This window comes from Streptomyces corallincola (assembly GCF_019104725.1).
GTDB classification, from domain to species: Bacteria; Actinomycetota; Actinomycetes; order Streptomycetales; family Streptomycetaceae; genus Streptomyces; species Streptomyces corallincola.
Genome location: NZ_JAHRXF010000034.1, coordinates 1 through 25,403 on the forward strand (window position 1 = coordinate 1; position 25,403 = coordinate 25,403).

Consider the following 25,403-nt stretch of genomic DNA (forward strand, 5'->3'; position numbering starts at 1 on the left):
GCACCCCTCCGCCACCACCACCGCCGAAGCCACCCCCGCGTCGTGACTGAGCGACACATGCCAAGCGCGGACGCCCAGTTCGGCCGCCCGCGCCGCCACCGTCCCCTTCACCCGCAGCCGGGGCTGCCCGCTGGACTCCACCCACACCTCGGCGTCGGTCCACAGCAGCCCCGAGGGCGCGCCCAGCGCCTTGGCCAGCGCCTCCTTGGCCGCGAAGCGTGCCGCCAGCGAGGCGACACCGCGCCGCTCACCACTGGGCAGCAGCAACTCCCGCTCCACGAAAAGCCGCTGCGCCAGTGCGGGCGTACGCTCCAGCGACGCCCCGAACCGCGCGATCTCGGCGACGTCGATCCCGACCCCGATGATGCTCATGCCGGGCAGCCTACGGTCAGGCGGCGAAGCTGTCCGCGCACCGCCACCGCAGCCGCCGAATCAGCGCCGCCCAGCCGCCCGACCACCCTCACCACTCGCCCCACCCGCACCACCACACCCACACCGGCACCGGCACCCGCCAGCGCACCCACCATCGCAAGAACCGCCGCCGGACCCGCCGCCCCCGCGCCCCCCGCCCTACTCCACCGTCACCGACTTCGCCAGATTCCGAGGCTGATCCACCTCGTTCCCCCGTGCCGTGGCCAGCTCGCAGGCGAAGACCTGCAACGGCACGGCCGCCACCAGGGGCTGGAGGAGGGTCGGGGTGGCGGGAATGCGGATGAGATGGTCGGCGTAGGGGACGACGGCCTCGTCACCCTCCTCCGCGATCACCACGGTGCGGGCGCCCCGGGCCCGGATCTCCTGGATGTTGGAGACGATCTTGTCGTGCAGGACGGACCGGCCGCGCGGTGAGGGGACCACCACGACCACCGGCAGATCCTCCTCGACGAGAGCGATCGGCCCGTGCTTCAGCTCGCCCGCCGCGAAGCCCTCGGCGTGCATGTAGGCGAGTTCCTTCAGCTTGAGCGCGCCCTCCAGGGCGACCGGGTGGCCGACGTGCCGCCCCAGGAACAGCACGGTGTCCTTGTCCGCGAGCGAGCGGGCCAGTTCGCGCACCGGCTCCATCGTCTCCAGCACCCGTTCCACCTGCACGGAGATCCGCGAGAGGTCCTTGATGACGGCCTGGATCTCGTCGCCCCACTTGGTGCCGCGCACCTGGCCGAGATAGAGGGCGACCAGGTAGCAGGCGACGAGCTGGGTCAGGAACGCCTTGGTGGAGGCGACGGCCACCTCGGGACCGGCGTGCGTGTAGAGCACGGCGTCCGACTCGCGCGGGATCGTGGACCCGTTGGTGTTGCAGATGGCCAGCACCTTGGAGCCCTGCTCGCGGGCGTGCCGCAGCGCCATCAGGGTGTCCATCGTCTCGCCGGACTGCGAGATGGCGACGACCAGGGAACGCCCGTCGAGGATGGGGTCCCGGTAGCGGAACTCGCTGGCCAGCTCGACCTCGCACGGGATACGGGTCCAGTGCTCGATGGCGTACTTGGCGATGAGGCCCGCGTGGAACGCCGTACCGCACGCCACGATGACGACCTTGTCCACCTCGCGCAGTTCGGCGGCGCCGATCCGCACCTCGTCCAGGGTGAGCGAGCCGGAGGGGTCGATCCGGCCGAGCAGGGTGTCCGCGACCGCCTTCGGCTGCTCGGCGATCTCCTTGAGCATGAAGGAGGCGTAACCGCCCTTCTCGGCGGCGGAGGCGTCCCAGTCCACGTGGTACGGGCGCACCTCGGCCCCGGTGCCGTCGAAGTGCGTCACCCGCACGCCGTCCCGACGGAGTTCGACCACCTGGTCCTGGCCCAGCTCGATCGCGGAGCGGGTGTGGTCGATGAACGCGGCGACGTCCGAGGCGAGGAACGCCTCGCCCTCCCCCACGCCCACCACCAGCGGCGAGTTGCGGCGGGCGCCGACCACCACGTCCGGCGCGTCCGCGTGCACCGCGACCAGCGTGAACGCGCCCTCCAGCCGCCCGCACACCAGCCGCATCGCCTCCGCGAGGTCGGCGCACGCGGAGAACTCCTCGGCCAGCAGGTGCGCGACGACCTCGGTGTCCGTCTCGGAGACCAGATCGTGGCCCCGCTCGGCCAGTTCGGCGCGCAGCACCGCGAAGTTCTCGATGATGCCGTTGTGGACGACCGCCACCCGGCCCGCGTTGTCGGCGTGCGGATGCGCGTTGGCGTCCGTCGGCCCGCCGTGCGTGGCCCACCGGGTGTGCCCGATCCCCGTCGCCCCGGCGGGCAACGGCCGCTCCATGAGCTCCTTCTCCAGATTGACGAGCTTCCCGGCCCGCTTCGCCGCCGCCAGCCCCCCGTCCGCCTGCACCGCGACGCCCGCCGAGTCGTACCCCCGGTACTCCAGCCGCTTCAGCCCCGCCATCACCACGTCGAGCGCCGACTGCGAACCCACGTATCCCACAATTCCGCACATGCCGGGCACCCTACGACCCCGCGGCCGCTCCCCACCCCCACCGCGTGCCCGAAACCGGAAATTCCCACGGGGGTACGAAGCGGTACTCCTCCGGAGGACCGAAATCCGATGCTCCCCGGCGCCGTCGGCCCACGCCCCCGCCCCCACCGTGACGCACCCCACCCCGCGCCCCCGTTCAACCTCCGTTAACAATGGAATGTGATCTCACCGGTCTCCGCCATTCCCCGGAGCGCCCACCGGCACAGGCCGGAGGCGACTCCCTATGTCGATCTCACCCGCGCCGAGTGGAGCGCGCTGCGTGACAAGACGCCGTTGCCGCTCACCGCCGAGGAGGTGGAGAAGCTGCGCGGCCTCGGCGACGTCATCGACCTCGACGAGGTACGGGACGTGTACCTGCCGCTGTCCCGGCTGCTGAACCTCTACGTCGGCGCCACCGACGGACTCAGAGGCGCGCTGAACACCTTCCTGGGTGAGCAGGGCACCCAGACCGGCACCCCCTTCGTCATAGGGGTCGCCGGATCGGTCGCCGTCGGCAAGTCCACCGTGGCCCGGCTGCTCCAGGCCCTGCTCTCCCGCTGGCCCGAGCACCCGCGCGTGGAACTCGTCACCACGGACGGCTTCCTGCTGCCGACCAGGGAGCTGGAGGCGCGCGGCATGATGTCCCGCAAGGGCTTCCCCGAGTCGTACGACCGCCGCGCCCTCACCCGCTTCGTCGCGGACATCAAGGCGGGCAAGGACGAGGTCACCGCACCCGTCTACTCCCACCTGATCTACGACATCGTCCCCGACCGGCGCCTCACCGTGCGCCGCCCGGACATCCTGATCGTGGAGGGGCTGAACGTCCTCCAGCCCGCGCTGCCCGGCACCGACGGCCGTACCCGCGTCGGCCTCGCGGACTACTTCGACTTCAGCGTGTACGTGGACGCGAGCGCCGAGGACATCGAGCGCTGGTACCTCAACCGCTTCACGAAGCTCCGCCAGACCGCGTTCCAGAAGCAGGACTCGTACTTCCGCAAGTACACCCAGGTCTCCGAGGACGAGGCACTGGACTACGCCCGCACCCTGTGGCGGACGATCAACAAGCCCAACCTCGTGGAGAACATCGCCCCCACCCGCGGCCGTGCCACCCTGGTCGTCCGCAAGGGCCCCGACCACAAGGTCCAGCGGCTCCGGCTGCGCAAGCTGTAGCCCACCCCGGCCGAAGCACGGAAGAGGGGCGCGGCGGGGATCAACCCCTGCCACGCCCCTCGTACATCTCAACGCGAGGACACGCGTCCCCTCGTACACGCCAACGCCACTACCCCAGCGCCGACTTCACCGCGTCCGCAAGGCGTCCCGCCACCGACCGGGCCTGGTCGATGTCGGCCGCCTCGACCATGACCCGTACCAGCGGCTCGGTGCCCGAGGGGCGGAGCAGGACGCGTCCGGTGGAGCCGAGCTGGTGCTCGGCCTCCGCGACGGCGGCGGCCAGGTCGGCGGAGGTGCCGACGCGCGAGCGGTCCACGTCCGGGACGTTGATCAGGACCTGCGGCAGCCGCTCCATCACCGCGGCCAGCTCGCGCAGCGGACGCCCGGTCTGCGCGACCCGCGCCGCCAGCAGCAGCCCGGTCAGCGTGCCGTCCCCGGTGGTGGCGTGGTCCAGGACGATGACATGCCCGGACTGCTCGCCGCCGAGGGCGTAGCCGTGCTCCTTCAGCTCCTCCAGGACGTACCGGTCGCCCACGGCGGTCTGCACGAGCCGGATGCCGGACCGCTCCATCGCCAGCTTGAAGCCCAGGTTGGACATGACGGTCGCCACGACGGTGTCCGAGCGCAGCTCGCCGCGCTCGCGCAGCGCGAGGGCGAGGACGGCCAAGATCTGGTCGCCGTCCACCTCCTCGCCGGTGTGGTCCACGGCCAGGCAGCGGTCGGCGTCGCCGTCGTGCGCGATGCCGAAGTCCGCGCCGTGCTCGACGACGGCCGCCTTCAGCACGTCCAGGTGGGTCGAGCCGCACCCGTCGTTGATGTTGAGGCCGTCCGGCTCGGCCCCGATGGTGACGACCTCGGCGCCCGCCCTGGAGAACACCTCCGGCGAGACCCCCGAGGCCGCGCCGTGTGCTTCGTCCAGGACGATCTTCAGACCGTCGAGCCGGTTGGGCAGCACCGCCAGTAGATGGCCCACGTACTGCTCGAAACCCTCGTCGTAGGGGCGGACCCGGCCGACCCCGGCGCCGGTGGGGCGCTCCCAGGGCTCGCCGTGGCGGTGCGACTCGTAGACCGCCTCGATCCGGTCCTCCAGCTCATCGGCGAGTTTGTGGCCGCCGCGCGCGAAGAACTTGACGCCGTTGTCCGGCATCGCGTTGTGGCTGGCGGACAGCATGACGCCGAGGTCCGCGCCGAGCGTGCCGGTCAGGTGGGCGACCGCGGGCGTCGGCAGCACGCCGACGGTGAGCACGTCCACCCCGGCGCTGGCCAGCCCGGCGACGACGGCCGCCTCCAGGAACTCCCCGGACGCCCGCGGGTCCCGGCCGACCACGGCCTTCGGCCGGTGGCCCGCGAAGGTGCCCGTCTCGGCCAGCACATGGGACGCCGCCACCGAAAGACCGAGCGCCATCTCGGCGGTCAGGTCCGCGTTGGCGACACCGCGCACACCGTCCGTGCCGAAGAGTCGTCCCACTTGTCCTCCAGAGGAAGCTTCTTGCCGTCGGGTACCCGGCGGCGGTACATCCGATCACACAAGCCTTTGAGCGTCTTGTGTCGTTATACGCCCCTGCTCGGGATAAACGAACGCCCCGGCGGCACAACTGGCGTGCCGCCGGGGCGTTCGGAGTACGAGCGAGCAGCTGCTGATTAGCGCTTGCTGTACTGCGGGGCCTTACGGGCCTTCTTCAGACCGGCCTTCTTGCGCTCGACCGCACGGTCGTCGCGCTTGAGGAAGCCGGCCTTCTTGAGGGCGCCGCGGTTGTTGTCCACGTCGGCCTCGTTCAGCGCGCGGGCGACACCCAGACGCAGGGCACCGGCCTGGCCGGAGACGCCGCCGCCGGAGATCCGGGCGATGACGTCGTAACGGCCTTCGAGCTCCAGCACCTTGAAGGGCTCGTTGACTTCCTGCTGGTGCACCTTGTTGGGGAAGTAGTCCTCAAGGGTGCGACCGTTGATCTTCCACTTGCCGGTGCCCGGAACGATCCGGACGCGGGCGATGGCGTTCTTGCGACGGCCCAGGCCGGCGGCCGGCTGGGGGTCGCCGAAGCGGGAAGCCATCGACTCGGAGGTGTACTCGCCCTCGACGGGGACCTCCGACTCCGTGGTGTAGCTGTCGATCTCAAGCTCTTCGAGCGGCTGCTCGGCAGTGGTCTCGGCCACGATTCTCCTCAGATTCTGTTCAGTCTTAGGGGGTGTGGCCGGACTTACTGCGCGACCTGGGTGATCTCGAACGGCACCGGCTGCTGGGCGCCGTGCGGGTGCTGGTCACCCTTGTAGACCTTCAGCTTCGAGAGCATCTGACGGCCGAGGGAGTTCTTGGGGAGCATGCCCTTGACGGCCTTCTCGATGGCCTTCTCGGGGTTCTTGTCCAGCAGCTCGTCGTAACGGACGGAGCGCAGACCACCCGGGTAACCGGAGTGGCGGTAGGCCATCTTCTGGGTCCGCTTGTTGCCGGACAGGTGCACCTTGTCCGCGTTGACGATGATGACGAAGTCACCAGTGTCCACGTGCGGCGCGTAGATCGGCTTGTGCTTGCCCCGCAGAAGGGACGCAGCGGTGGTGGCGAGCCGACCCAGGACAACGTCCTGGGCGTCGATGACGTACCACTGGCGCGTCACATCGCCGGGCTTGGGGCTGTACGTACGCACGGTTCGTAGCCTTCGCTTCGAGTGAATGGTCCTGAACAGGTCACCGAAACGATCACGACAGCCTGTACCGCACGGCGGCGACGCATACCGCGTACGTGGGGTCGCTGGTCATCGGCCCGGTGGACCGGTGTAAGGGCCCGTCCCGTGAGAATGAGCAAGCCAATACACAACGAAGAAGCAGGTTACCGGTAGCCCCCCGGACGGGTCAAAACGAGACGTGCCGAGCAGGGACCGGGGGGACAAACCGCACAAGCGGCCGCACGCACCCGGCACCCCCGCGCCCGGCGTCTAGGATGCGCCCCATGAGCTACGGGCAGGGGGGACCCCAGTCCCAGTGGGATCCCTGGAAACCGCATTCCCAGCAGGACTCCTGGAACGGCGCCGGTGACGACGGGACACCGGACTGGGCCGCACTGGCCGAGGCGTCGGAGACACGCAACAAACGCCGCCGACTGCTGTTCATCGGCGGCGGCGTGGTCGTCGCGGCCGGCGTGGGCACGGCCGTCGCCCTGGGCGTCGTCTCCGCCGACGGACCCAAGGGCGGCGCGGGCGCGCCGAACGCGGGCGCCTCGCTGCCCAGCGCGACGGCCGCCGCACCGTCGTTCGCGCCCACCACCGCGCCCCCACCGCTGGACCCGAAGGAGTTCATCTCCAGCGCGCGCAAGGACACCGCGCCGCTGAGCCCCGAGACCCTGTTCCCCGGCACCCGCCTCACCGTGGGCGGCACCGTCTACGCCAAGGGCGCCACGGCGGACAGCAAGGACTGTTCCCAGGGTGCGGGCGGCACGCTGCCCCAGGTGCTCAAGGCGGACGGCTGCACCCGGCTGATGCGGGTGACGTACAGCAAGGACGGCATCGCGGTCACCGTCGGCGTCGCCGTCTTCCAGGACGAGGCCGCCGCCGCGAAGGCCAAGGGCGCCGCCGACAAGAAGAGCATCGTCCGCTCCCTGCCCGGCAAGGGCGTCAAGTCCTTCTGCGACTCCGCGATCTGCCGCTCCACCACCAACGCCTACGGCCGCTACGCCTACTTCACCATCACCGGCTTCACCGACGGCAAGAACGTCACCACCAAGGACACCCCCGTCTTCCGCACCGGCGACGACCTCGCGGAATTCACCTTCCGCCAGATCCGCGCCCGCGGCGAGGCCCAGGCATCGGCCGCGGCGGCGAACGGCTAGGGCCGGACCGGCCCCGAGAGGCCCCTCAGCAGCACCCCGCTCCCGGCAGGGACCGCTTGTTGCGGGCCTCCCTGCTGCGGGCGGCGAGGAGGGCGTCGGCGGGGTAGCCGACCTCCTCCAGGGTGAGGCCGTGGGGGCGGACCACATGGACGGCGGAGTCACGGACCCCAGCGGCGAGGACCTCGCCGGGCCACTCGGGACCCCGGTGGCCGTCACCGACGAACAGCAGGGCGCCGATCAGCGAGCGGACCATGTTGTGGCAGAACGCGTCCGCCCGCACCGTCGCCGTGACGATGCCGTCCGCACCGCGCTCCAGGCTCAGTTGCTGAAGGGTGCGGATGGTCGTCGCCCCCTCGCGGCGCTTGCAGTACGCGGCGAAGTCGTGTTCGCCGAGCAGCGCCGCGGCGGCCTCGTTCATCGCCGCCACGTCCAACGGCCAGTCGTGCCACAGGACATGACCGCGCAGCAGCGGGTCCACCCCGCCCGGCCGGTCGGTGACCCGGTACGCGTAGCGGCGCCAGACCGCGGAGAACCGGGCGTTGAACCCCTCCGGGGCCTCCGCGACCCGCCACACCCGCACATCCCTGGCCAGCCGCCCGGCGAGCCGCTTCAGCAGCTTCTCGCGGTGCTCGGCCCACACCTCCACCGGCAGATCGACGTGCGCCACCTGCCCGCGCGCGTGCACCCCGGCGTCCGTGCGCCCGGCCACGGTCAGCTCGTACGTCTCCCCCGACCGCGTCACCGTGCGCAGCGCGTCCTCGATCTCGCCCTGCACGGTCCGCTTCCCACCGGCCTGCTTGGCCCAGCCGTGGAAGTCCGTGCCGTCGTACGACAGATCGAGGCGGAGCCGGACCCGGCCGGGCTGTACTTCGTCACTCACAGGAGAATCCTCTCAGGTACGCGAAAGCGGGCCCGCCCCGAAGGGCGGACCCGCTCAGCGATCAGGCAGAGCAGCCTCAGGCGTCCTTGGACTCCTCGGCGGGAGCGTCGGCCGGAGCCGCGTCCTCGACCTTGGTCTCCTCGGCGGCCTTGGTGTCGGCCTCCTTGACGGCACGCTTGGTGGCGGCCTCGGCCTCACCCACGGCGTTCTGCTGCACCGTCAGCGCCTCGACCAGCTCGATGACCGCCATCGGCGCGTTGTCGCCGCGACGGTTACCGATCTTGGTGATGCGGGTGTAGCCACCGGGGCGGTTCTCGTAGCGCGGGCCGATCTCGGTGAACAGCGTGTGCACGATGCTCTTGTCCGTGATCACCTGGAGCACCTGACGGCGGTTGTGAAGGTCGCCCTTCTTCGCCTTGGTGACCAGACGCTCCGCGTACGGGCGCAGGCGGCGGGCCTTCGCCTCGGTGGTGGTGATGCGACCGTGCTCGAAGAGGCTCTTGGCGAGGTTCGCCAGCAGCAGCTTCTCGTGCGCGGCACTGCCGCCCAGACGGGCACCCTTGGTGGGCTTCGGCATGGTTCTTCTCCTGTGTGTCTGCCCCGGCCGTATCAGGTACCGGGGTCAGTATCCGAGCGAGCGGTTGCTCGTCGGAGATCCAGGCCCCCGAAGGGACCTGGAAGGGGCGCGTGGACCCGGGCTCAGTACTGCTCGGTCTCCACGAACCCGGCGTCCGCGTCGTCGTCCGCGCCGAACGCGTCGGCGGCGGCGGTCGGGTCGAAGCCGGGAGGCGAGTCCTTCAGCGCGAGGCCCATACCGGCCAGCTTCGCCTTGACCTCGTCGATCGACTTCGCACCGAAGTTGCGGATGTCGAGCAGATCGGCCTCGGAACGGGCGACCAGCTCACCCACGGAGTGGATGCCCTCGCGCTTGAGGCAGTTGTACGACCGAACGGTGAGCTCCAGCTCCTCGATCGGCAGCGCCAGATCGGCGGCCAGGGCGGCGTCCGTCGGGGACGGGCCCATGTCGATGCCCTCGGCGTCGATGTTCAGCTCGCGGGCGAGACCGAACAGCTCCACCAGGGTCTTGCCGGCCGACGCCATCGCGTCACGGGGACGCATGGCCTGCTTCGTCTCGACATCGACGATCAGCTTGTCGAAGTCGGTGCGCTGCTCGACACGGGTCGCCTCGACCTTGTACGTGACCTTCAGCACCGGGCTGTAGATGGAGTCCACCGGGATACGGCCGATCTCCTGGCCCACCTGCTTGTTCTGCACGGCGGAGACGTAGCCGCGACCGCGCTCGACGGTCAGCTCCATCTCCAGCTTGCCCTTGCCGTTGAGCGTGGCGAGGACGAGGTCGGGGTTGTGCACCTCGACACCGGCCGGGGGCGCGATGTCGGCGGCGGTGACCAGACCCGGACCCTGCTTGCGCAGGTACATCACGACCGGCTCGTCGTGCTCCGAGGAGACCACGAGCTGCTTGATGTTGAGGATCAGGTCGGTGACGTCCTCCTTGACACCCGGCACGGTGGTGAACTCGTGCAGGACGCCGTCGATCCGGATCGAGGTGACGGCGGCACCCGGGATCGAGGAGAGGAGCGTGCGGCGCAGGGAGTTGCCGAGGGTGTAGCCGAAGCCCGGCTCCAGCGGCTCGATCACGAACCGGGAGCGGAACTCGTCAACGACCTCTTCGGTCAACGAGGGGCGCTGAGCGATCAGCATGAGTCGATCAGATCCTTCATTCGTGGGCGCCCGCTATTTGACACCCGACGGGACCGCGCCCGGAAAGGCGCGGGTACTGCAAGGGTACGGGCGGCACGACCCTTTCGGGACGTACCGCCCGGACCCACAGTCTTACGAAGACCTGCGGCGGACGCGGCGGCGCGGAACATCCCCGCTCGGGCGGGGACAGCGCCGCACGGGGTCAGACGCGGCGGCGCTTCGGCGGACGGCAGCCGTTGTGCGGGGTCGGGGTGACGTCCTGGATGGAGCCGACCTCCAGACCCGTGGCCTGCAGGGAGCGGATCGCGGTCTCACGACCGGAACCCGGACCCTTGACGAACACATCGACCTTGCGCATGCCGTGCTCCTGCGCGCGACGGGCGGCCGACTCGGCGGCCATCTGCGCGGCGAACGGCGTGGACTTCCGGGAGCCCTTGAAGCCGACGTGGCCGGCGGAGGCCCAGGAGATCACGTTGCCCGACGGGTCGGTGATCGAGACGATCGTGTTGTTGAACGTGCTCTTGATGTGCGCGTGGCCGTGAGCGACGTTCTTCTTTTCCTTGCGGCGCACCTTCTTGGCAGCGCCCTGACGTCCCTTGGGGGGCATCTACTAACTCCTACGGGAGGTGGTCGGTCCTACAGCGAAGACCGTGGACAGGTGTCCGCTGCGGACTACTTCTTGCCCGGCTTCTTCTTGCCGGCGATGGCGCGACGCGGGCCCTTGCGGGTACGAGCGTTGGTGCTGGTGCGCTGACCGCGGACGGGCAGACCGCGACGGTGACGGAGACCCTGGTAGCACCCGATCTCGACCTTGCGGCGGATGTCGGCCTGGATCTCACGACGGAGGTCACCCTCGGTCCTGATGTTGCTGTCTACGTACTCGCGGATCGCGACGAGCTGCTCTTCGCTCAGGTCGCGGACGCGGGTGTTCGGATCGACGCCGGTCGCAGCCAGCGTCGCCTTCGAAAGGGTCCGGCCGATGCCGAACACGTAGGTGAGGGCGACTTCCACGCGCTTTTCGCGCGGAATGTCAACACCGGAAACGCGTGCCATTCAATGGCTCCTGGTGATCTTCGGAGGTCTTCCGCAGAACCGGCTCCCGGCCGCCGTACCAGGTACGAACCGGGTCCCCGGCCTCCGAGCCGGGGGTGTCGAACCGCTTGCGACGGTTCGGGTCCTGCGTATGAACATATTCAGCTCGCGTCGCGCGAAGACTCTGCGATAGCGGTGCAGAGAGGGTGGTCGTGCGTCAGCCCTGGCGCTGCTTGTGGCGCGGGTTGTCGCAGATGACCATGACCCGGCCGTGACGGCGGATCACCCTGCACTTGTCGCAGATCTTCTTGACGCTCGGCTTGACCTTCATGTGATGAGGTTCTCCGGGTCAGTGCCTTCGCCCAGGACAGGCCGGGGCGCGGGCAAGATCTACTTGTACCGGTAGACGATCCGGCCACGCGTCAGGTCGTACGGAGACAGCTCCACCACGACCCGGTCGTCAGGGAGGATGCGGATGTAGTGCATACGCATCTTGCCGCTGATGTGTGCCAGAACCTGGTGGCCGTTCTGGAGCTCGACCCTGAACATGGCGTTCGGAAGAGACTCGACGACAGTGCCCTCGATCTCGATGGCACCTTGCTTCTTGGCCACGCTTCGCCCTTCGAATCGACTACCTTGATCGACTCTCACCCGGCCCCGAGGGGCGGGCTGCGGGGGCATACGGACATGCGGGTGCACGAGAGCCGACGAGTCAGTCTACGTCAGGGCTCCCTGAAACACGAATCGTGAAAGTCTGCCCCGTTCGGAAGATCCTCATGCGGACCGAACGGGGCGTGAAGGAGGCGAAAGGGCTCAGGCGAGCGGATCGGGGGCGGTCGTCACGCCCAGCTCGGCCAGCTTCGCCCGCCCGCAGTCGGGGGCGGTGAGCACCAGCGGGCCCTGCTCGGTGAGCGCCACCGAGTGCTCCCAGTGCGAGGACCAGGTGCCGTCGGTCGTGATGACCGTCCAGTCGTCCTCCAGCACCTCGGTGCGCGGGGTGCCCAGCGACACCATCGGCTCGATGGCCAGGCAGAGACCGGGCACCAGCTTGGGTCCCTTGCCCCGGCGCCGGTCCACGTAGTTCAGCAGGTGCGGGTCCATGTGCATCTCGGTGCCGATGCCGTGGCCGCCGTAGTCCTCGACGATGCCGTACTTGCCGCCGCCAGGCTTCGGCTGACGGCGGATGTACGTCTCGATCGCGCGGGAGACGTCCACCAGCCGGTTGCCCTGCTTCATGGCCGCGATACCGGCCCACATCGACTCCTCGGTGACCCGCGACAGCTCGATCAGCTCCGGGGAGTGACCCGAGCCGACGAACGCGGTGTAGGCCGCGTCACCGTGCCAGCCGTCCACGATCGCGCCGCAGTCGATGGAGATGATGTCGCCGTCCTTGAGGACCACGTCCGCCGAGGGGATGCCGTGCACGACCACGTCGTTGACCGAGGTGCAGATGGTCGCCGGGAAGCCGCCGTAGCCGAGGAAGTTGGAGCGGGCGCCGTGCTCGGCCAGCACCTTGCGGGCGACCTCGTCCAGGTCCTTCGTACTGGCGCCGGGCACCGCGGCCTCACGGGTGGCGGCGTGGATCGCGGCCACGACCAGGCCCGCCGCCCGCATCCTGGCGATCTGCTCGGGCGTCTTGATCTGCACCATCTGGGGCCTGCGCTCTCCGTCGCTCGCGGCTGGCTGTTCTGTACGGCGGTGTTGCTGGGGCGTTGTCACCACGGCGGGTGCCGCCTGGACAACAGTACGGCCGCGGCGCCCTCGGGGGCACCGCGGCCGGGGAAGGGCCGGGTCCTACTTGTTCTCGGCCTTCTCGCCCTTGAGGGCTTCCAGCGCCCGCTCGGTGATCTCGTCCACCGGGCCGAGCGAGGAGATCGTGCGGACCAGGCCCTGCGACTTGTAGTAGTCGATGATCGGCTCGGTCTGCGTGTGGTAGACCTCCAGCCGGGTGCGGACCGTGTCCTCGGAGTCGTCGTCGCGCTGGTACAGCTCGCCGCCGCACACGTCGCACACGCCCTGCCGCTCGGGCGGGCTGTAGGTGACGTGGAAGACGTGCGCCGACTCGTTGCGGCAGACGCGGCGGCCGGCGATGCGCTTGACGACCTCCTCCTCCGGGACCTCCAGGTCCAGGACGGCGTCCAGCGTGATGCCCTCGTCGCGGAGCAGTGCGTCCAGCGCCTCGGCCTGCGAGACGTTGCGCGGGAAGCCGTCGAGCAGGAAGCCGTTCACGGCGTCCGGCTGCTCCATGCGGTCCTTGGCCATCGCGATGGTGACCTCGTCGGGCACCAGGTTGCCGGCATCCATGTAGGACTTGGCGAGCTTGCCCAGCTCGGTCTGCCGGCTGATGTTGGCCCGGAACAGGTCGCCCGTGGAGATGTGCGGGACGGCCAGCTTCTCGGCGAGGCGGACGGCCTGCGTTCCCTTACCGGCGCCCGGCGGCCCGACGAGGACGATACGCATCAGCGGAGGAACCCTTCGTAATTGCGCTGCTGGAGCTGGCTCTCGATCTGCTTCACCGTCTCCAGGCCGACACCCACGATGATGAGGATGCTGGTCCCGCCGAACGGGAAGTTCTGGCTTGCTCCGAAGCCCACCAACGCCATTGTCGGCACGAGAGCGATCAGACCCAGGTACAGCGAACCCGGCCAGGTGATCCGGTTCAGCACGTAGCTGAGGTACTCAGCGGTGGGCCGACCGGCACGGATACCCGGAATGAACCCACCATACTTCTTCATGTTGTCGGCGACTTCTTCGGGGTTGAACGAGATGGCCACGTAGAAGAAGGCGAAGAAGACGATGAGCAGGAAGTACGAAGCGATGTAGATCGGGTGGTCGCCCTTGGTGAGGTTCTGCTCGATCCAGGTCTTCCACCCCGAGGTGCCGCCCGCGAACTGGGCCACCAGCGCCGGGATGTAGAGCAGCGACGAGGCGAAGATCACCGGGATGACACCGGCCTGGTTCACCTTGAGCGGGATGTACGTCGAGGTGCCGCCGTAGGACCGGCGGCCGATCATGCGCTTCGCGTACTGCACCGGGACACGGCGCTGGGCCTGCTCCACGAAGACCACCAGCGCGACCATGACGAGGCCGACCAGGATCACGGTGCCGAACTCGATCCAGCCGTCGGCCAGGGTGCCCTGCTTCTTGATGGCCCACAGCGCGCCCGGGAAGGTGGCGGCGATCGAGATGAACATCAGGATCGACATGCCGTTGCCGATACCGCGGTCGGTGATCAGCTCGCCGAGCCACATCACCACGGCCGTACCCGCGGTCATGCAGATGACCATCGTGATGGTGGTGAAGATCTGCTGGCTCGGGACGATCGAGTTGGCCACCTGGCAGCCGCTGAAGAGCGCGCCGCTGCGGGCGGTGGCGACGAGGCCGGTGCCCTGGAGGATGGCCAGCGCCACCGTGAGATAACGGGTGTACTGCGTGATCTTCGTGGTACCCGCCTGTCCCTCCTTCTTGAGGGCTTCCAGACGGGGGATGACCACGGTCAGCAGCTGAAGGATGATGCTGGCCGTGATGTACGGCATGATGCCGAGCGCGAAGATGGTGATCTGCAGCAGAGCGCCACCGCTGAACATGTTGACCAGTCCGAAGAGGCCCTGGTTGGCGGACGCCTCGTCCATGCACTGCTGGACGGCCTTGTAGTTGACGCCCGGAATGGGTACATGGGTACCCACCCGGTACACCACGATGATGGCCAGCGTGAAGAGGAGCTTCTTACGCAGGTCGGGCGTCCTGAACGCCTGGGCGAACGCGGTGAGCACGGTGCCTCCTGCGACCCCCGCGCAACTGCGTCAAGGGTGACGGTCTTGAGGTTCGACGAATGGATAACGGCCAACTGCCGCTCAGGGTGCCCCATGTGGGGCGTCCTTTGTAAGTGGGCAGTGCTGGCCACCATACCTGCGGGACCGCTGCCCTAGGAACGACCAACCGGGGATACCCCTTTTGTGGGGTATCCCCGGTTGGGATCGCTCATGTCATCGAGGTGTCCGAGGGACTCAGACCAGCTCGGTGACCGTACCGCCGGCGGCGGTGATCTTCTCCTTGGCGGAGCCGGAGACGGCATCGACCGTCACCTGCAGCGCCACGGAGACCTCGCCCTGGCCCAGGACCTTGACGAGGCTGTTCTTGCGAACGGCACCCTTGGCCACCAGACCCTCGACGGTGACCTCGCCACCCTCGGGGTAGAGCGCGGCCAGCTTGTCGAGGTTCACGACCTGGTACTCGGTCTTGAACGGGTTCTTGAAGCCCTTGAGCTTCGGGAGACGCATGTGGAGGGGCATCTGGCCACCCTCGAAGCGCTCCGGAACCTGGTAACGGGCCTTGGTGCCCTTGGTACCACGACCGGCCGTCTTACCCTTCGACGCCTCACCACGACCGACACGGGTCTTGGCGGTCTTGGCGCCGGGGGCGGGACGGAGGTTGTGGATCTTGAGCGGGTTGTGCTCCGCCATGATCAGACCTCCTCAACCGTCACGAGGTGGCGGACGGTGTGCACCATGCCGCGGAACTCGGGGCGGTCCTCCTTGACGACCTGCGTGTTGATGCCCTTGAGACCAAGGGACCGCAGGGTGTCGCGGTGGTTCTGCTTGCTGCCGATGTACGACTTGACCTGCGTGATCTTGAGCTGTGCCATTACGCACCAGCCCCGGCACGCGCACGCAGCAGAGCCGCGGGGGCGACGTCCTCAAGAGGCAGACCGCGGCGGGCCGCGACCTCCTCCGGACGCTGCAGGCCCTTGAGGGCCGCCACGGTGGCGTGCACGATGTTGATCGCGTTGTCGGAGCCGAGCGACTTCGACAGGATGTCGTGGATACCGGCGCACTCGAGCACGGCACGCACCGGACCACCGGCGATAACGCCGGTACCCGGGGACGCGGGCTTGAGCAGCACGACGCCAGCAGCCTTCTCACCCTGGATGGGGTGCGGGATGGTGCCCTGGATACGGGGGACCTTGAAGAAGTGCTTCTTGGCCTCCTCAACACCCTTGGCGATGGCGGCCGGCACCTCCTTGGCCTTGCCGTAACCGACACCGACGGTGCCGTCACCATCGCCCACCACGACCAGCGCGGTGAAGCTGAAGCGACGACCACCCTTCACAACCTTGGCGACGCGGTTGATCGCGACAACGCGCTCAACGTACGCGGTCTTCTCGGCGGCAGCAGCGCCGCCGTCACGGCCCTTCCGGTCCCGCCGCTCGCCGCCACCGGCACCGCCACCGCGGCGCTGGGGTCCAGCCATTGGAATTACCTCTCTCTGTTTCCGCTAGCTACGGCAGGCTCAGAACTTGAGCCCGGCTTCGCGGGCGGCGTCCGCCAGGGCGGCGATGCGCCCGGCGTACTGGTTGCCACCACGGTCGAACACGACAGCCTCGACACCGGCGGCCTTGGCGCGCTCGGCGACCAGGGCGCCGACCTGCTTGGCCTGTGCCGACTTGTCGCCCTCGCCACCGCGAACCGACGCGTCCAGAGTGGACGCGGAGGCCAGGGTGTGGCCCTTGAGGTCGTCGATCACCTGCGCCACGATGTGGCGGTTGGAGCGGGTAACGACCAGACGGGGACGCTCCGCCGTACCGGAAAGGTTCTTACGGATCCGGATGTGGCGGCGCTTGATCGCGGCGCGCTTGTAGGCGTCGCCCTTGAGGATCTTCTGCCCGTATGCCATGTGTTACTTACCCGCCTTTCCGACCTTGCGGCGGATGACTTCGCCCTCGTACTTGACGCCCTTGGCCTTGTACGGGTCGGGCTTGCGCAGCTTGCGGATGTTGGCCGCAACCTCGCCGACCTTCTGCTTGTCGATGCCCTCGACCTGGAATCGGGTCGGGTTCTCCACCTTGAAGGTGATTCCCTCGGGCGCTTCGACGGTGATCGGGTGGCTGTAGCCGAGAGCGAACTCCAGGTTCGAACCCTTGGCGGTCACTCGGTAACCGACACCGCTGATTTCGAGCTTCTTCACGTAACCCTGGGTCACGCCGGTGATCATGTTCGCCACCAGCGTGCGGGACAGGCCGTGCAGGGCCTTGTTCTGACGCTCGTCGTTCGGACGGGTGACGTTCAGAACGCCGTCCTCACCCTTGACGATGTCGATCGGCGCGACGACGGTGTGGGTCAGCGTGCCCTTGGGGCCCTTGACCGAGACCGTACGGCCGTCGATGGTGACGTCCACGCCGGCGGGAACCGTGATGGGGAGCTTGCCAATACGCGACATAGCTGTTTCCTCCGTTCCCTTCCGCTACCAGACGTAGGCGAGGACTTCCCCACCCACGCCCTTCTTGCCGGCCTGCTTGTCGGTGAGGAGCCCGTGCGACGTGGAGATGATCGCCACGCCCAGGCCGCCGAGCACCTTCGGCAAGCTGGTGGACTTCGCGTACACCCGGAGACCGGGCTTGGAGATCCGCTTGATGCCCGCGATGGAGCGCTCACGGTTGGGGCCGAACTTCAGCTCCAGGACGAGGGACTTGCCGACCTCGGCGTCCTCGACCTTCCAGCCCGTGATGAAGCCCTCCTGCTGGAGGATCTCCGCGATGTGAGACTTGATCTTGGACGCCGGCATCGCCACGGAGTCGTGGTATGCCGAGTTCGCGTTCCGCAGACGCGTAAGCATGTCTGCGATCGGATCAGTCATGGTCATGAATTGGCCTTCGGCCTCTCTCGCCGGGGTTTCCTGGTGCGCCATCCCTCTCCCCGATCCGAGACGGGACGGGTGCGGCGCGGTGGACCTACGGCGTAGTAAGTCGTACGGGCGCGGCAGGCGCCCAACCCCACAAGCCTACGGCATGTGGAGCGGGGCCCCTGCCTTGCCCAGATGCTTACCGAGAGTCTCCGGAATCCCTAAAGGGGGGATTACCAGGAGCTCTTGGTCACGCCCGGCAGCTCGCCACGGTGAGCCATCTCACGAAGGCACACGCGGCACAGGCCGAACTTGCGGTACACGGAGTGCGGACGGCCGCAGCGCTGGCAGCGCGTGTAGCCCCGCACCCCGAACTTGGGCTTGCGAGCAGCCTTAGCGATCAGAGCCTTCTTCGCCATCTCGCTCACGCCTCCTTGAACGGGAAGCCGAGGTGACGAAGGAGCGCGCGGCCCTCAGCGTCGTTGGTCGCCGTGGTGACCACGGTGATGTCCATACCCCGGACGCGGTCGATCTTGTCCTGGTCGATCTCGTGGAACATGACCTGCTCCGTGAGACCGAAGGTGTAGTTGCCACGGCCGTCGAACTGCTTGGGGGACAGGCCGCGGAAGTCGCGGATGCGCGGGAGCGCCAGCGACAGGGTGCGGTCCAGGAACTCCCACATGCGGTCGCCACGGAGCGTGACGTGGGCACCGATCGGCTGACCCTCGCGCAGCTTGAACTGCGCGATGGACTTGCGGGCCTTGGTGACGGCCGGCTTCTGACCGGTGATGGTGGTCAGGTCGCGGATCGCGCCCTCGATGAGCTTCGAGTCACGGGCGGCGTCGCCGACACCCATGTTGACCACGATCTTGACGAGGCCGGGGATCTGCATGACGTTCTCGTACTTGAACTCGTCACGCAGCTTGCCCGCGATGTCCTCGCGGTACTTCTGCTTCAGACGCGGAGTGGTGGTAGCCATCAGATGTCCTCACCCGTCCGCTTGGCAACGCGGATCTTGTTGCCCTCGTCGTCGAAGCGGTAACCGACACGCGTGACGACCTTGTTGCCGTCCTTCTCCACGACCAGCTGAACGTTGGACACGTGGATCGGGGCCTCGGTGGTCACGATGCCGCCGGCCTGGGAACCGCTGGCGGTGGGGCCGGCCTTGGTGTGCTTCTTGACCCGGTTGACACCCTCGACCAGGACGCGGTCCTCGCGCGGGAAAGCGGCAATGACCTTGCCCTGCTTGCCCTTGTCCTTGCCGGTGATGACCTGGACCAGGTCGCCCTTCTTGATCTTCATGCTTACAGCACCTCCGGCGCGAGCGAGATGATCTTCATGAACTTCTTCTCGCGCAGCTCACGGCCGACCGGGCCGAAGATACGGGTGCCGCGAGGGTCGCCGTCGTTCTTCAGAATGACGGCGGCGTTCTCGTCGAAGCGGATGTACGAGCCGTCCGGACGGCGGCGCTCCTTGACGGTGCGAACGATGACGGCCTTGATGACGTCACCCTTCTTCACGTTGCCGCCGGGGATCGCGTCCTTGACGGTGGCGACGATGACGTCACCGATGCCCGCGTAGCGGCGACCGGAGCCACCGAGCACACGGATGCAAAGGATCTCCTTCGCACCAGTGTTGTCGGCGACGCGCAGTCGCGACTCCTGCTGGATCACGTCTATCTCCTGATTGTCTGCCGGTTCCCGGCCGGGGTGCCTGTGACGGCACCCCGGCCGAGCCTGGCGGAACTGTCCTGCGGGGCAACTGCCCCGCAGGAATTACTACTTGGCCTTCTCGAGGATCTCGACGACACGCCAGTGCTTCGAGGCGGACAGCTTCCGCGTCTCCATCAGGAGGACGCGGTCACCGATGCCGGCGGCGTTCTGCTCGTCGTGGGCCTTGAGCTTGTTGGTACGGCGCAGGACCTTGCCGTAGAGCGCGTGCTTCACGCGGTCCTCGACGGCGACGACGACGGTCTTGTCCATCTTGTCGCTGACGACCAGACCCTCACGGGTCTTGCGGGCGTTGCGCTCGTTCTGCTCAGTCACGTTCTTCTCGCTCATCAGGCGTTCTCCACCGTCTCGATGCCCAGCTCACGCTCGCGCATCAGGGTGTAGATCCGCGCGATGTCCTTGCGGACCGCCTTCAGACGGCCGTGGTTCTCGAGCTGACCCGTGGCCGCCTGGAAGCGGAGGTTGAACAGCTCTTCCTTGGCCTCGCGGAGCTTGCCAAGAAGCTCCTCGTTGCCCAGCTCGCGCAGCTCGGACGCCTTGGTACCGGCCGACATCACGCTTCACCTGCCTCGCGCTTGACGATCCGGCACTTCATCGGCAGCTTGTGGGCCGCACGAGTCAGCGCCTCACGGGCGATCTTCTCGTTGGGGTACGACAGCTCGAACATGACGCGTCCGGGCTTGACGTTGGCGATCCACCACTCCGTGGAGCCCTTACCGGAACCCATGCGGGTCTCGGCGGGCTTCTTGGTGAGGGGACGGTCCGGGTAGATGTTGATCCAGACCTTGCCGCCACGCTTGATGTGGCGGGTCATCGCGATACGGGCCGCCTCGATCTGGCGGTTCGTCACGTAGGCCGGGGTCAGCGCCTGGATGCCGTACTCGCCGAACGCAACCTGCGTGCCACCCTTGGACATACCGCTGCGCTTCGGGTGGTGCTGCTTGCGGTGCTTGACCCTACGGGGGATCAGCATTTCGGTCAGGCCTCCGTTCCGGTGCTCTCGGCCGGAGCGGCGGCGGCGGGAGCCTCGGCCTTGGGGGCCTCGGAACCAGCAGCCTGCTGCGGCTTGCGACCGCGCCGCTCGCCACCGCGGCCACCACGGGCCGGGCGGTCGGCACCGCCGCGCGCCGGGCGGTTACCCGCACGGGCAGCGGCGTTCTCGGCGCGGACCTCGGCGATGTTCTTCACGTCGCCCTTGTAGATCCAGACCTTCACGCCGATGCGGCCGAAGGTCGTCTTGGCCTCGAAGAAGCCGTAGTCCACGTTCGCGCGGAGCGTGTGCAGGGGCACACGGCCCTCGCGGTAGAACTCCGAGCGGGACATCTCGGCGCCGCCGAGGCGACCGCCGCACTGGATCTTGATGCCCTTGGCGCCGGCCTTCATCGACGACTGCATGCTCTTGCGCATGGCACGCCGGAAGGAGACGCGGGAGGAGAGCTGCTCGGCGACGGCCTGGGCCACCAGCTGAGCGTCCGTCTCGGGGTTCTTGACCTCGAGGATGTTCAGCTGGACCTGCTTGCCGGTCAGCTTCTCCAGGTCGCCGCGGATGCGGTCGGCCTCGGCGCCGCGGCGGCCGATGACGATGCCCGGACGAGCGGTGTGGATGTCCACCCGCACGCGGTCACGGGTGCGCTCGATCTCCACCTTGGAGATACCGGCGCGCTCCATGCCGGACGTCATCATCCGACGGATGGCGACGTCTTCCTTGACGTAGTCCTTGTACAGCTTGTCGGCGTACCAACGCGACTTGAAGTCGGTTGTGATACCGAGCCGGAACCCGTGCGGGTTTACCTTCTGGCCCATTACCGGGTTCCTTCCTTGCTGCTGACGACCACGGTGATGTGGCTGGTCCGCTTGCGGATCCGGTAGGCACGGCCCTGGGCGCGCGGCCGGAACCGCTTCAGGGTCGGGCCCTCGTCAACGTAGGCCTCGGAAATGAAGAGGCTGTCGGCGTCGGAGTGGTCGTAGTTGTGCGCGGCGTTGGCGATGGCGCTGTCCAGCACCTTGCCCACCGGCACCGAGGCTGCCTGCGGAGCGAATCGCAGGACGGCCTGGGCCTCCGTGGCATCCATGCCACGGATGAGGTCCACCACGCGGCGGGCCTTCATGGGCGTGACGCGGATGTACCGCGCCTGGGCCCTGGCTTCCATGGTTGTCCCTTCAGTTTCTTACGTGTCTGAATGCGATCCGCTGTTAGCGGCGCTTCGACTTCCGGTCGTCCTTGACGTGGCCCCGGAAGGTGCGCGTCGGCGAGAACTCGCCGAGCTTGTGGCCGACCATCGACTCGGTGACGAACACCGGGATGTGGGTCTTGCCGTTGTGCACCGCGATCGTGTGACCGAGCATGGCCGGGACGATCATCGAGCGACGGGACCAGGTCTTGATGACGTTCTTGGTGCCGGCTTCGTTCTGCGTGTCCACCTTCTTGATCAGGTGGTCGTCTACGAAGGGCCCCTTCTTCAAGCTACGAGGCATCTCAACCCGTCCTTAGCGCTTCTTGTTCGTCTTGCGGCGGCGGACGATGTACTTGTTCGACGCCTTCTTGGGCGAACGAGTACGGCCTTCCTTCTTGCCCCACGGGGACACGGGGTGACGACCACCGGAGGTCCGGCCCTCACCACCACCGTGCGGGTGGTCCACCGGGTTCATGACCACACCACGGACGGTCGGGCGAACGCCCAGCCACCGCTTGCGACCGGCCTTGCCCCAGTTGATGTTCGACTGCTCGGCGTTGCCGACCTCGCCGATGGTGGCGCGGCAGCGGACATCGACCAGGCGGATCTCACCGGACGGCATGCGGAGGTGGGCCATCGAGCCCTCCTTCGCGAGCAGCTGCACGGAGGTACCGGCGGAGCGGGCGAACTTGGCACCGCCACCGGGACGGAGCTCGATCGCGTGGATCGTGGTACCGACCGGGATGTTGCGGAGCGCCAGGTTGTTGCCCGGCTTGATGTCGGCGCCCGGACCGTTCTCGACGCGGTCACCCTGCTGCAGGTTGCGCGGGGCGAGGATGTAGCGCTTCTCGCCGTCGGCGTAGTGCAGCAGCGCGATGCGCGCGGTGCGGTTCGGGTCGTACTCGATGTGCGCGACCTTCGCCGGCACGCCGTCCTTGTCGTGACGACGGAAGTCGATCACGCGGTAGGCGCGCTTGTGTCCGCCACCCTGGTGGCGAACGGTCACACGACCGGCGTTGTTACGGCCGCCCTTGCTGTGCAGGGGGCGGACCAGCGACTTCTCCGGCGTGGACCGCGTGACCTCGACGAAGTCGGCGACGCTGGCGCCACGACGGCCCGGCGTAGTCGGCTTGTACTTGCGGATTCCCATTTCTCAGTCCTCGTCCGATATCGGACGATCCGACCCGCTTACGCGGCCGGACCGCCGAAGATGTCGATACGGTCGCCCTCGGCGAGGGTCACGATCGCGCGCTTGGTCGCCGCGCGCTGGCCGAAGCCGGTGCGGGTGCGCTTGCGCTTGCCGGCGCGGTTGATCGTGTTGACCCCGGTGACCTTGACCGAGAAGACCGACTGGACGGCCTGCTTGATCTGGGTCTTGTTGGCGTTCGGAGCGACGATGAACGTGTACTTGTTCTCGTCCAGGAGGGCGTAGCTCTTCTCCGAGACGACCGGCTTCAGCAGCACGTCACGGAGGTCCGTGAACGACTTGCTGAGCGGGGTCTCGACAGTGTTCTTGCCCTCGGTGGCGTGGCGCTTCGCCTTGGCGACGCGCGCGGCCTTGGCGGCCTTGGCCGCCTTCGAGGCGATGCTCGGGTGACGCGTGGCCATCAGGCTTCGCTCCCTTCGGTGTCAACGGCCTTGGGGCCAGACACGAAGGACTCGAGTGCGGCCTGGGTGAAGACCACGTCGTCCGAGACGATCACGTCGTACGTGTTCAGCTGGCCCGGCTCCAGGATGTGGACCTGGGGCAGGTTGCGGGCGGACAGCCACGCGGCCTCGTCGGCGCGCTCGACGACCAGGAGCAGGTTCTTGCGCTCCGAGATCTTGCCGAACAGGCTCTTCGCGGCCTTCGTGGAGGGGGTCTCGCCCGCGATCACGCCGGAGACGACGTGGATGCGGTTGGCGCGGGCCCGGTCGGTGAGGGCGTGCCGCAGGGCGGCGGCCTTCATCTTCTTCGGGGTGCGCTGCGAGTAGTCGCGCGGCACGGGACCGTGCACGACGCCACCACCGGCGAACTGCGGCGCGCGGGTCGAGCCCTGACGGGCGCGGCCTGTGCCCTTCTGGCGGTACGGCTTCTTGCCACCGCCGCGGACCTCGCCACGAGTCTTGGTCTTGTGCGTGCCCTGACGGGCAGCCGCGTTCTGCGCGACGACGACCTGGTGGATCAGCGGGATGCTGATCTTCTCCACGCCGAAGATCTCCGCGGGGAGCTCGACGCTACCGGTCTTCTCGCCGGCAGGCGAAAGGATGTCAACAGTGCTCATCGGTACCTCAGGCCCCCTTGGCCGCGGTGCGGACCAGGACGAGGCCGCCGTTCGGACCGGGAACCGCGCCCTTGATGAGCAGCAGACCCTTCTCCGCGTCAACGGCGTGGACGGTCAGGTTCTGGGTGGTGACCCGCTCGTTGCCCATGCGACCCGCCATGCGGAGGCCCTTGAACACGCGGCCCGGAGTGGCACAGCCACCGATGGAACCGGGGGAGCGGTGCTTGCGCTGGGTGCCGTGACCGGCGCCGAGGCCCTTGAAGTTGTGACGCTTCATGACACCGGCGAAGCCCTTGCCCTTGCTCTTGCCGGTCACATCGACCTTCACGCCGGACTCGAACACCTCGGCGGTGATCTCCTGTCCCAGCGTGTACTCGGAGGCGTCCGACGTGCGGAGCTCGACGAGGTGACGGCGCGGCGTGACGTCGGCCTTGGCGAAGTGGCCCTTGAGGGGCTTGTTCACCTTGCGCGGGTCGATCTCGCCGAAGGCGATCTGGACCGACTCGTAGCCGTCCACGTCGTTCGTACGGACCTGGGTGACGACGTTGGGGCCGGCCTTGACGACGGTGACCGGGACGACACGGTTGTTCTCGTCCCACACCTGCGTCATGCCGAGCTTCTCGCCCAGGATGCCCTTGATCTGCTTGGTCATCTTCAGCTCACCGGCCCTCAGAGCTTGATCTCGATATCGACACCGGCCGGGAGGTCGAGTCGCATCAGAGAGTCAACGGTCTTGGGCGTCGGGTCGAGGATGTCGATCAGGCGCTTGTGCGTGCGCATCTCGAAGTGCTCGCGCGAGTCCTTGTACTTGTGCGGCGACTTGATGACGCAGTACACGTTCTTCTCAGTGGGCAGCGGCACCGGGCCCGCGACCGACGCACCAGTGCGGGTCACCGTCTCGACGATCTTCTTCGCCGAGGAGTCGATGACCTCGTGGTCGTAGGCCTTGAGCCGAATGCGGATCTTCTGTCCCGCCATGGCTACTCCGTAGTCCTGTCTCTTCTTACGCTCTGGAACCCGGCGTTCCGTCAGCACCGCTCTCCGACCCACGCGGTCGGGCGTGTCGCGCTCTCGCTGACGTGGATGCCCCTTGTTCGGACATCCCAGCGGGAATGCACACGGCCCTACCGGAACCGCAGACCGGGGGCGGAAGGCCCACCGGGCGCCTGGCCGGCGCTGCACCGCGCTTCCCGGAAGATTCCCGTACGTCCGCCTCAGCGCTGCCACGAAGGCAGTTGGGGCGACGAGTACTGTGGGACTCGCTTCCGGTCCTCCCGGCGGGAGGCGCACAGCATCAACACTCGACCGAGCAACTCGGACAGTCTGCCATATGGGGCACCCCGTCCGCCAATCGAGCCGATGAGATTACCCCGAAGGTGACACAGGTCAAACCGAGGCGGGTCCGCGAGGGGGTTGCAGGCGCCGAGGCCGCCCTGCGCCAGGCCGTTGAACCCGCCGAGCGCGCCTCACCGGGGTCCGCCTGCCGGGCGCCGCTTGCGCGCCCGGCGGTGCCATAGGAGACCACGCCCTGGTCCGATGCCCGCCATGAAGCCCTCC

At 68.1% G+C, this 25,403-nt stretch carries 38 protein-coding genes; 2 read left to right on the top strand and 36 right to left on the bottom strand.

The genetic code is table 11. The features are described 5' to 3' along the window. Both KUM39_RS19925 and glmS read right to left on the bottom strand, forming a co-directional pair. The coding region (locus tag KUM39_RS19925) for a holo-ACP synthase (RefSeq protein WP_217787095.1) at positions 1–372 on the bottom strand (372 nt) is incomplete at its 3' end. A 198-nt stretch (positions 373–570) separates the two neighbouring features. Then, positions 571–2,418: a glutamine--fructose-6-phosphate transaminase (isomerizing) gene (gene glmS / locus KUM39_RS19930; protein ID WP_217787096.1), complete on the bottom strand. Its 1,848-nt coding sequence runs from the start codon at positions 2,416–2,418 to the stop codon at positions 571–573. A 198-nt stretch (positions 2,419–2,616) separates the two neighbouring features. Here glmS and coaA point away from each other — a divergent pair, with 198 nt between their 5' ends. After that, on the top strand, positions 2,617–3,606 hold the full coding sequence (gene coaA / locus KUM39_RS19935) for a type I pantothenate kinase (protein ID WP_217787097.1): 990 nt from the start codon (positions 2,617–2,619) through the stop codon (positions 3,604–3,606). A 109-nt stretch (positions 3,607–3,715) separates the two neighbouring features. On the opposite strand, the gene glmM is transcribed toward coaA, so the two are convergent. The 3 genes from glmM to rplM form a co-directional block, all read right to left on the bottom strand. Further along, positions 3,716–5,074 (bottom strand): phosphoglucosamine mutase, encoded by a 1,359-nt coding sequence (gene glmM, locus KUM39_RS19940; RefSeq protein WP_217787098.1) that lies wholly within the window; start codon positions 5,072–5,074, stop codon positions 3,716–3,718. Between the two features lie 173 nt (positions 5,075–5,247). Further along, the gene (rpsI, locus tag KUM39_RS19945) at positions 5,248–5,760 is read right to left on the bottom strand and encodes a 30S ribosomal protein S9 (RefSeq protein WP_217787099.1); all 513 of its coding nucleotides are present in this window, start codon (positions 5,758–5,760) and stop codon (positions 5,248–5,250) included. A 44-nt stretch (positions 5,761–5,804) separates the two neighbouring features. Beyond that, positions 5,805–6,248, bottom strand: coding sequence for a 50S ribosomal protein L13 (gene rplM / locus KUM39_RS19950; protein ID WP_217787100.1), 444 nt, complete (start codon positions 6,246–6,248; stop codon positions 5,805–5,807). A gap of 302 nt (positions 6,249–6,550) precedes the next feature. Here rplM and KUM39_RS19955 point away from each other — a divergent pair, with 302 nt between their 5' ends. Next, positions 6,551–7,426 carry a hypothetical protein gene (locus tag KUM39_RS19955; protein ID WP_217787101.1) on the top strand — a complete coding sequence of 292 codons (876 nt, stop codon included), beginning with the start codon at positions 6,551–6,553 and terminating at the stop codon, positions 7,424–7,426. A 25-nt stretch (positions 7,427–7,451) separates the two neighbouring features. Here KUM39_RS19955 and truA read toward each other — a convergent pair whose 3' ends face one another. The 31 genes from truA to rpsJ form a co-directional block, all read right to left on the bottom strand. After that, a complete protein-coding gene (truA, locus tag KUM39_RS19960) occupies positions 7,452–8,306 on the bottom strand; it encodes a tRNA pseudouridine(38-40) synthase TruA (RefSeq protein ID WP_217787102.1) in 855 nt (284 codons plus the stop codon). A gap of 76 nt (positions 8,307–8,382) precedes the next feature. After that, the gene (gene rplQ, locus KUM39_RS19965; RefSeq protein WP_217787103.1) at positions 8,383–8,883 is read right to left on the bottom strand and encodes a 50S ribosomal protein L17; all 501 of its coding nucleotides are present in this window, start codon (positions 8,881–8,883) and stop codon (positions 8,383–8,385) included. 122 nt (positions 8,884–9,005) lie between these two features. Next, positions 9,006–10,028, bottom strand: a complete 1,023-nt coding sequence (locus KUM39_RS19970) for a DNA-directed RNA polymerase subunit alpha (RefSeq protein ID WP_003966937.1) — start codon at positions 10,026–10,028, stop codon at positions 9,006–9,008. 202 nt (positions 10,029–10,230) lie between these two features. Next, on the bottom strand, positions 10,231–10,635 hold the full coding sequence (rpsK, locus tag KUM39_RS19975) for a 30S ribosomal protein S11 (RefSeq protein ID WP_003956432.1): 405 nt from the start codon (positions 10,633–10,635) through the stop codon (positions 10,231–10,233). A 65-nt stretch (positions 10,636–10,700) separates the two neighbouring features. Next, complete coding sequence (gene rpsM / locus KUM39_RS19980; protein ID WP_217787104.1) at positions 10,701–11,081, bottom strand: 30S ribosomal protein S13; 381 nt, start codon at positions 11,079–11,081, stop codon at positions 10,701–10,703. A gap of 196 nt (positions 11,082–11,277) precedes the next feature. Further along, entirely contained in the window at positions 11,278–11,391 is a 114-nt protein-coding gene (rpmJ, locus tag KUM39_RS19985; RefSeq protein WP_003974245.1) for a 50S ribosomal protein L36, read from the bottom strand. Positions 11,392–11,450: 59 nt separating this feature from the next. Next, entirely contained in the window at positions 11,451–11,672 is a 222-nt protein-coding gene (infA, locus tag KUM39_RS19990) for a translation initiation factor IF-1 (RefSeq protein WP_004927214.1), read from the bottom strand. A gap of 201 nt (positions 11,673–11,873) precedes the next feature. Continuing rightward, the gene (gene map / locus KUM39_RS19995; protein ID WP_217787105.1) at positions 11,874–12,710 is read right to left on the bottom strand and encodes a type I methionyl aminopeptidase; all 837 of its coding nucleotides are present in this window, start codon (positions 12,708–12,710) and stop codon (positions 11,874–11,876) included. 144 nt (positions 12,711–12,854) lie between these two features. After that, positions 12,855–13,520 carry an adenylate kinase gene (locus KUM39_RS20000; protein ID WP_217787106.1) on the bottom strand — a complete coding sequence of 222 codons (666 nt, stop codon included), beginning with the start codon at positions 13,518–13,520 and terminating at the stop codon, positions 12,855–12,857. Continuing rightward, positions 13,520–14,833, bottom strand: a complete 1,314-nt coding sequence (gene secY, locus KUM39_RS20005) for a preprotein translocase subunit SecY (RefSeq protein ID WP_217787107.1) — start codon at positions 14,831–14,833, stop codon at positions 13,520–13,522. Before secY ends, KUM39_RS20000 begins: the two co-directional genes overlap by 1 nt. A gap of 234 nt (positions 14,834–15,067) precedes the next feature. Beyond that, on the bottom strand, positions 15,068–15,523 hold the full coding sequence (rplO, locus tag KUM39_RS20010) for a 50S ribosomal protein L15 (RefSeq protein ID WP_217787108.1): 456 nt from the start codon (positions 15,521–15,523) through the stop codon (positions 15,068–15,070). A 2-nt stretch (positions 15,524–15,525) separates the two neighbouring features. After that, a complete protein-coding gene (gene rpmD / locus KUM39_RS20015; protein WP_052580766.1) occupies positions 15,526–15,705 on the bottom strand; it encodes a 50S ribosomal protein L30 in 180 nt (59 codons plus the stop codon). After that, positions 15,705–16,310 (bottom strand): 30S ribosomal protein S5, encoded by a 606-nt coding sequence (rpsE, locus tag KUM39_RS20020; RefSeq protein ID WP_007494753.1) that lies wholly within the window; start codon positions 16,308–16,310, stop codon positions 15,705–15,707. The genes rpmD and rpsE overlap by 1 nt, the downstream gene beginning before the upstream one ends. Before the next feature lie 39 nt (positions 16,311–16,349). Beyond that, positions 16,350–16,733 carry a 50S ribosomal protein L18 gene (gene rplR, locus KUM39_RS20025; protein ID WP_053661883.1) on the bottom strand — a complete coding sequence of 128 codons (384 nt, stop codon included), beginning with the start codon at positions 16,731–16,733 and terminating at the stop codon, positions 16,350–16,352. A 3-nt stretch (positions 16,734–16,736) separates the two neighbouring features. Further along, positions 16,737–17,276, bottom strand: coding sequence for a 50S ribosomal protein L6 (gene rplF / locus KUM39_RS20030; RefSeq protein ID WP_217787109.1), 540 nt, complete (start codon positions 17,274–17,276; stop codon positions 16,737–16,739). 24 nt (positions 17,277–17,300) lie between these two features. Continuing rightward, positions 17,301–17,699, bottom strand: coding sequence for a 30S ribosomal protein S8 (rpsH, locus tag KUM39_RS20035; protein ID WP_217787110.1), 399 nt, complete (start codon positions 17,697–17,699; stop codon positions 17,301–17,303). A 212-nt stretch (positions 17,700–17,911) separates the two neighbouring features. After that, entirely contained in the window at positions 17,912–18,097 is a 186-nt protein-coding gene (locus KUM39_RS20040; RefSeq protein WP_003948630.1) for a type Z 30S ribosomal protein S14, read from the bottom strand. Positions 18,098–18,102: 5 nt separating this feature from the next. Next, positions 18,103–18,660, bottom strand: coding sequence for a 50S ribosomal protein L5 (gene rplE / locus KUM39_RS20045; protein ID WP_217787145.1), 558 nt, complete (start codon positions 18,658–18,660; stop codon positions 18,103–18,105). Continuing rightward, a complete protein-coding gene (rplX, locus tag KUM39_RS20050) occupies positions 18,657–18,980 on the bottom strand; it encodes a 50S ribosomal protein L24 (RefSeq protein WP_033272457.1) in 324 nt (107 codons plus the stop codon). The genes rplE and rplX overlap by 4 nt, the downstream gene beginning before the upstream one ends. A gap of 2 nt (positions 18,981–18,982) precedes the next feature. Then, positions 18,983–19,351, bottom strand: a complete 369-nt coding sequence (gene rplN, locus KUM39_RS20055; protein ID WP_003992364.1) for a 50S ribosomal protein L14 — start codon at positions 19,349–19,351, stop codon at positions 18,983–18,985. A gap of 105 nt (positions 19,352–19,456) precedes the next feature. Continuing rightward, positions 19,457–19,738, bottom strand: coding sequence for a 30S ribosomal protein S17 (gene rpsQ / locus KUM39_RS20060; RefSeq protein ID WP_217787111.1), 282 nt, complete (start codon positions 19,736–19,738; stop codon positions 19,457–19,459). Then, positions 19,738–19,962 (bottom strand): 50S ribosomal protein L29, encoded by a 225-nt coding sequence (rpmC, locus tag KUM39_RS20065; protein ID WP_018564811.1) that lies wholly within the window; start codon positions 19,960–19,962, stop codon positions 19,738–19,740. Before rpmC ends, rpsQ begins: the two co-directional genes overlap by 1 nt. Further along, complete coding sequence (gene rplP, locus KUM39_RS20070; RefSeq protein WP_217787112.1) at positions 19,962–20,381, bottom strand: 50S ribosomal protein L16; 420 nt, start codon at positions 20,379–20,381, stop codon at positions 19,962–19,964. Before rplP ends, rpmC begins: the two co-directional genes overlap by 1 nt. A gap of 5 nt (positions 20,382–20,386) precedes the next feature. Beyond that, a complete protein-coding gene (rpsC, locus tag KUM39_RS20075) occupies positions 20,387–21,211 on the bottom strand; it encodes a 30S ribosomal protein S3 (RefSeq protein WP_217787113.1) in 825 nt (274 codons plus the stop codon). Beyond that, positions 21,211–21,558 (bottom strand): 50S ribosomal protein L22, encoded by a 348-nt coding sequence (gene rplV / locus KUM39_RS20080; protein WP_217787114.1) that lies wholly within the window; start codon positions 21,556–21,558, stop codon positions 21,211–21,213. Before rplV ends, rpsC begins: the two co-directional genes overlap by 1 nt. Positions 21,559–21,601: 43 nt before the next feature. Further along, positions 21,602–21,883: a 30S ribosomal protein S19 gene (gene rpsS / locus KUM39_RS20085; RefSeq protein WP_003974263.1), complete on the bottom strand. Its 282-nt coding sequence runs from the start codon at positions 21,881–21,883 to the stop codon at positions 21,602–21,604. Between the two features lie 12 nt (positions 21,884–21,895). Beyond that, entirely contained in the window at positions 21,896–22,732 is an 837-nt protein-coding gene (rplB, locus tag KUM39_RS20090; protein WP_217787115.1) for a 50S ribosomal protein L2, read from the bottom strand. 38 nt (positions 22,733–22,770) lie between these two features. Next, on the bottom strand, positions 22,771–23,190 hold the full coding sequence (rplW, locus tag KUM39_RS20095) for a 50S ribosomal protein L23 (protein WP_217787116.1): 420 nt from the start codon (positions 23,188–23,190) through the stop codon (positions 22,771–22,773). Next, complete coding sequence (rplD, locus tag KUM39_RS20100; protein ID WP_217787117.1) at positions 23,190–23,846, bottom strand: 50S ribosomal protein L4; 657 nt, start codon at positions 23,844–23,846, stop codon at positions 23,190–23,192. Before rplD ends, rplW begins: the two co-directional genes overlap by 1 nt. A 7-nt stretch (positions 23,847–23,853) precedes the next feature. Then, positions 23,854–24,498, bottom strand: coding sequence for a 50S ribosomal protein L3 (rplC, locus tag KUM39_RS20105; RefSeq protein WP_217787118.1), 645 nt, complete (start codon positions 24,496–24,498; stop codon positions 23,854–23,856). Positions 24,499–24,515: 17 nt separating this feature from the next. Next, positions 24,516–24,824 carry a 30S ribosomal protein S10 gene (rpsJ, locus tag KUM39_RS20110; protein WP_003948644.1) on the bottom strand — a complete coding sequence of 103 codons (309 nt, stop codon included), beginning with the start codon at positions 24,822–24,824 and terminating at the stop codon, positions 24,516–24,518. Positions 24,825–25,403 lie beyond the last annotated feature (579 nt).

Coding starts and splice junctions, on each gene's coding strand:
- rpsS (WP_003974263.1), bottom strand. CDS start 21,883: ATGCCTCGTAGCTTGAAGAAGGGGCCCTTCGTAGACGACCACCTGATC.
- rpsM (WP_217787104.1), bottom strand. CDS start 11,081: ATGGCACGCGTTTCCGGTGTTGACATTCCGCGCGAAAAGCGCGTGGAA.
- rplQ (WP_217787103.1), bottom strand. CDS start 8,883: ATGCCGAAGCCCACCAAGGGTGCCCGTCTGGGCGGCAGTGCCGCGCAC.
- rpsK (WP_003956432.1), bottom strand. CDS start 10,635: ATGCCCCCCAAGGGACGTCAGGGCGCTGCCAAGAAGGTGCGCCGCAAG.
- map (WP_217787105.1), bottom strand. CDS start 12,710: ATGGTGCAGATCAAGACGCCCGAGCAGATCGCCAGGATGCGGGCGGCG.
- rplR (WP_053661883.1), bottom strand. CDS start 16,733: ATGGCATACGGGCAGAAGATCCTCAAGGGCGACGCCTACAAGCGCGCC.
- rpsQ (WP_217787111.1), bottom strand. CDS start 19,738: ATGAGCGAGAAGAACGTGACTGAGCAGAACGAGCGCAACGCCCGCAAG.
- rpsH (WP_217787110.1), bottom strand. CDS start 17,699: ATGACCATGACTGATCCGATCGCAGACATGCTTACGCGTCTGCGGAAC.
- rplO (WP_217787108.1), bottom strand. CDS start 15,523: ATGGCGGAGCACAACCCGCTCAAGATCCACAACCTCCGTCCCGCCCCC.
- glmS (WP_217787096.1), bottom strand. CDS start 2,418: ATGTGCGGAATTGTGGGATACGTGGGTTCGCAGTCGGCGCTCGACGTG.
- KUM39_RS19970 (WP_003966937.1), bottom strand. CDS start 10,028: ATGCTGATCGCTCAGCGCCCCTCGTTGACCGAAGAGGTCGTTGACGAG.
- rpsE (WP_007494753.1), bottom strand. CDS start 16,310: ATGGCTGGACCCCAGCGCCGCGGTGGCGGTGCCGGTGGCGGCGAGCGG.
- KUM39_RS19955 (WP_217787101.1), top strand. CDS start 6,551: ATGAGCTACGGGCAGGGGGGACCCCAGTCCCAGTGGGATCCCTGGAAA.
- rplW (WP_217787116.1), bottom strand. CDS start 23,190: ATGGCCACGCGTCACCCGAGCATCGCCTCGAAGGCGGCCAAGGCCGCC.
- rplC (WP_217787118.1), bottom strand. CDS start 24,498: ATGACCAAGCAGATCAAGGGCATCCTGGGCGAGAAGCTCGGCATGACG.
- rplD (WP_217787117.1), bottom strand. CDS start 23,846: ATGAGCACTGTTGACATCCTTTCGCCTGCCGGCGAGAAGACCGGTAGC.
- rpmC (WP_018564811.1), bottom strand. CDS start 19,962: ATGTCGGCCGGTACCAAGGCGTCCGAGCTGCGCGAGCTGGGCAACGAG.
- rpsJ (WP_003948644.1), bottom strand. CDS start 24,824: ATGGCGGGACAGAAGATCCGCATTCGGCTCAAGGCCTACGACCACGAG.
- rpmD (WP_052580766.1), bottom strand. CDS start 15,705: ATGGCACAGCTCAAGATCACGCAGGTCAAGTCGTACATCGGCAGCAAG.
- rplX (WP_033272457.1), bottom strand. CDS start 18,980: ATGAAGATCAAGAAGGGCGACCTGGTCCAGGTCATCACCGGCAAGGAC.
- KUM39_RS20040 (WP_003948630.1), bottom strand. CDS start 18,097: ATGGCGAAGAAGGCTCTGATCGCTAAGGCTGCTCGCAAGCCCAAGTTC.
- rplB (WP_217787115.1), bottom strand. CDS start 22,732: ATGGGAATCCGCAAGTACAAGCCGACTACGCCGGGCCGTCGTGGCGCC.
- rpmJ (WP_003974245.1), bottom strand. CDS start 11,391: ATGAAGGTCAAGCCGAGCGTCAAGAAGATCTGCGACAAGTGCAGGGTG.
- rplV (WP_217787114.1), bottom strand. CDS start 21,558: ATGGAAGCCAGGGCCCAGGCGCGGTACATCCGCGTCACGCCCATGAAG.
- rplF (WP_217787109.1), bottom strand. CDS start 17,276: ATGTCGCGTATTGGCAAGCTCCCCATCACGGTTCCCGCCGGCGTGGAC.
- rpsC (WP_217787113.1), bottom strand. CDS start 21,211: ATGGGCCAGAAGGTAAACCCGCACGGGTTCCGGCTCGGTATCACAACC.
- rplP (WP_217787112.1), bottom strand. CDS start 20,381: ATGCTGATCCCCCGTAGGGTCAAGCACCGCAAGCAGCACCACCCGAAG.
- KUM39_RS20000 (WP_217787106.1), bottom strand. CDS start 13,520: ATGCGTATCGTCCTCGTCGGGCCGCCGGGCGCCGGTAAGGGAACGCAG.